The 2,841-nt window shown below is 48.8% G+C and carries 2 protein-coding genes and 1 pseudogene; 1 reads left to right on the forward strand and 2 read right to left on the reverse strand.

The window, feature by feature from the left end; all coding sequences use genetic code 11:
• Positions 1 to 245: 245 nt before the first annotated feature.
• Both ACI4WN_RS00180 and yaaA read right to left on the reverse strand, forming a co-directional pair.
• The gene (locus ACI4WN_RS00180; RefSeq protein ID WP_439776460.1) at positions 246 to 1,649 is read right to left on the reverse strand and encodes an FAD-binding oxidoreductase; all 1,404 of its coding nucleotides are present in this window, start codon (positions 1,647 to 1,649) and stop codon (positions 246 to 248) included.
• Positions 1,650 to 1,846: 197 nt separating this feature from the next.
• Complete coding sequence (yaaA, locus tag ACI4WN_RS00185; protein WP_439776461.1) at positions 1,847 to 2,587, reverse strand: peroxide stress protein YaaA; 741 nt, start codon at positions 2,585 to 2,587, stop codon at positions 1,847 to 1,849.
• Positions 2,588 to 2,650: 63 nt separating this feature from the next.
• On the opposite strand from yaaA, the pseudogene ACI4WN_RS00190 reads away from it, so the two are divergent.
• Positions 2,651 to 2,841 (forward strand): annotated as a pseudogene (locus ACI4WN_RS00190) (hypothetical protein); the annotation flags it as partial.

A 2,841-nucleotide genomic window follows, 5' to 3' on the forward strand; every position in this document is an offset into this window, starting at 1 on the left:
CCGGTTGAGTCAACTTGGGGGCGAAATTCCAGAATAAGCAGACCGGTTGACACAATCCGGGGGCGAAAGCCCGCCCCCCGCACCAGTCACCGCCATCCACAAAAAAGGCCACCCACAAGCGGGCGGCCTTCTAAGATGATGATTAAGTTTGATAAATTACGATTGTTGTTTGTGATTGATTTTTTAGTTTGATAAATAAATTGTTGTTTAATTCTTGATTTTGGAGATTGTCTAATCTTAAAAGATTAGTCTAGTGGGAAGATCTTGTCAGGGTTCAAGATGCCCTTAGGATCGAACAAGCCCTTAACCTTTCTGAGGAGGTCAGTGTAGTCCTTGCCGTAGAAGTCTTCGTAGTAGTTTTGACGAGCATAGCCAACGCCGTGTTCACCTGACATATTACCGTCAACTGACTTAGCGGTCTTGTACAGTTCGGAGATAACCTTGTCGCCCTTCTTGGCGAATTCTTCATCGCTTAAGTCGTCTGAGCACAGGTAGATGTGCAAGTTACCGTCACCGGCGTGGCCGAAGTTAGGAATCCGCATGTTTTCTTCAACTTCTAATTCTTCGATCCGCTTCAAAACTAAAGGAATCTTGTTGATTGGTACGGAAACGTCAACTTCGTCCATCTTAGGCGTTGACTTTTGAATTGCCAAAAGCAATTTTTCACGTGCATCCCAGATAACCTTAGCTTCTTCTGATTCAGCGTCTAAAACAACTTCCTTCATGGCGTTGAATGGTTGAACGGCCTTCAAGGCTTCGGCCAGTTGGGCCTTAGCGTCTTCTTCAGTGAAGGAGTCAATGCCCAAAATGATGAAGCCGTCGCCTTCCTTAATTGGGAAAGTTGCATCGTACCCTTTTTCCCACAAGTTCAAGACCTTGCGGCCCATGTATTCAACCGTGGTTGGCACAACGCCGGAAGCCAAGATAGCTGGCACGGATTCGATAGCGTCAGTCAAGGTTGGGAATGGGACAATGGCGTTCAAAGCGTGCTTTGGTCTTGGGTACAGACGCAAAACAGCTTCAGTGATCACGCCCAAAGTCCCTTCTGAGCCGATGATCAGGTCCTTCAAGGAGTAGCCTGATGATGACTTAACTGACTTAGAACCGAACTTGTAAACCTTGCCGTCAGTCAAGGCTACCTTGACTTCGCGGATGTGTTCCCGGGTTACGCCGTACTTGATTGCCTTCAAGCCGCCGGCGTTAGTAGAAATGTTGCCGGCAACGGTTGCCCAGTGCATAGCTGGCGCTGGCATGTAGGTGAATGGCTTGTCTGCCAAAAATTCTTCCAATTGGTTCAAGCGGATGCCTGGCTGTACCGTGATGGTCAAGCTGTTTGGGTCGTATTCAACGACCTTGTTCATCTTCACCATATCCAGGGAGATTCCGCCGTGTACCGTCAAGTTGGCCCCCATGAGGCCAGTTGAATTCCCCCGAGGAGTAAGAGGAATGTTGTGGTCGCTAGCATACTTCAAAACGCTGGCCACTTCTTCAGCCGTAACTGGTTGGATAACCAAGTCAGGCATGGCTCTAACCGTCTTGAATTGGTCGTGGTCCCAGTGCTGGGTTACTTCCGTAATAAAGCGGTCTGGATCGGAGATCATCCCGCGCAAGTTTTCAATGTCTTCAGTAGCTAATTTCTTGTAATCCATTTTACTTACCTAACAGCTTTCTTAGTGTTTATCTCTCTTTTTCTATTAAACCACGTTTGAAAACGTTGTCAATTTTATTAATTTTTACACAAGCTCCTGAAAGCATTGAAAAAAGCGGTCTAGCAACCGCTTACCATGTTTAAATTTCACAAAAAAGCTTTCATATTTCTGATTTTGTGAAATTTGCTACTTGTCTTTTAGCCTTTTCTGTAAACAAAGGTATCATCGCTGCTAGCTTCCGGGCAAAAAGCGTAGCCTAAATCCGCAAACTTTTTCAAATCATCAGCATCTTCCACCTGCTCTTCAGCCATAAAGCGGACCAAGCGCCCGCGCGCCATCTTGGCGTGGGTGGCAAAAGTCTTCCACTTGCCGCCCTTTTGCTCTTGAAAGTCAATGTCGATCATCCGCTGACCCGGTGCCAGGTACGGCGTCACCAGCTTGCTGTATTCCTTAGAAGCCAGGTTGATCACCGTGTTATTTTTGACAAAAAGCTCCCGGTAAACCTGGTCGCCCCAGTAGCGGTAGAGGTTCTCCTCCTCAAAGCCAGGCAAGGGGCTCATGAAGTCCAGCCGGTAAGGCGTTACCCGGTCCAAGGGCCGCAAGATTCCGTAGAGGGCCGACAGGATGCGGAGGTTGGCATTTAAATAGGCAAGGGCCGGCGTCTCTAGTACGTCGGCGGCCAGGTACTGGTACTGCAGGCCCTGGTAGGCAAAAAGGGCCGCCACGCTGCCCTCATCCAAGTCAGTCTTGAGGTACTCGCTCGCCTGTTTAACCAACTTGGGATTGGCCCGCCAGATCTTGGTTAGGCCAGCCTCGTCCTGGCAGCGCAGGTAGGCCCAGATTTTTTCTGCTTGGGGTAAAAATTGGGGTCTGCTCTCTGGTAAAAAGCTGTCGTCTTGGGCCGTCATCTTCTTGGCCGGGGCAATAATAATCTTCATTTTTTTACATCCTCTGCTGCTTTTAGTAAAATTAACTATTATAGTAACAGATCGGAGAAAAAGATGCTTAATCCAGATTTTGCCATTATCGTCAACATTACCGCTACTGAAGGCGTCGACCCAGACGCCTTGGTTCGCCACGCCCGGGACATCGGCGCCCGCGCCATTGCCAGCCAGCAGCCAGACCTTTTCCAAGCAGCCTGTGAAAAATACACCATCGCCAACTTGCCTAGCCAAGAAGGCCACGACTACCC

The sequence above is a fragment of the Lactobacillus sp. genome, from assembly GCF_051893255.1.
Taxonomy (GTDB): Bacteria; Bacillota; Bacilli; order Lactobacillales; family Lactobacillaceae; genus Lactobacillus.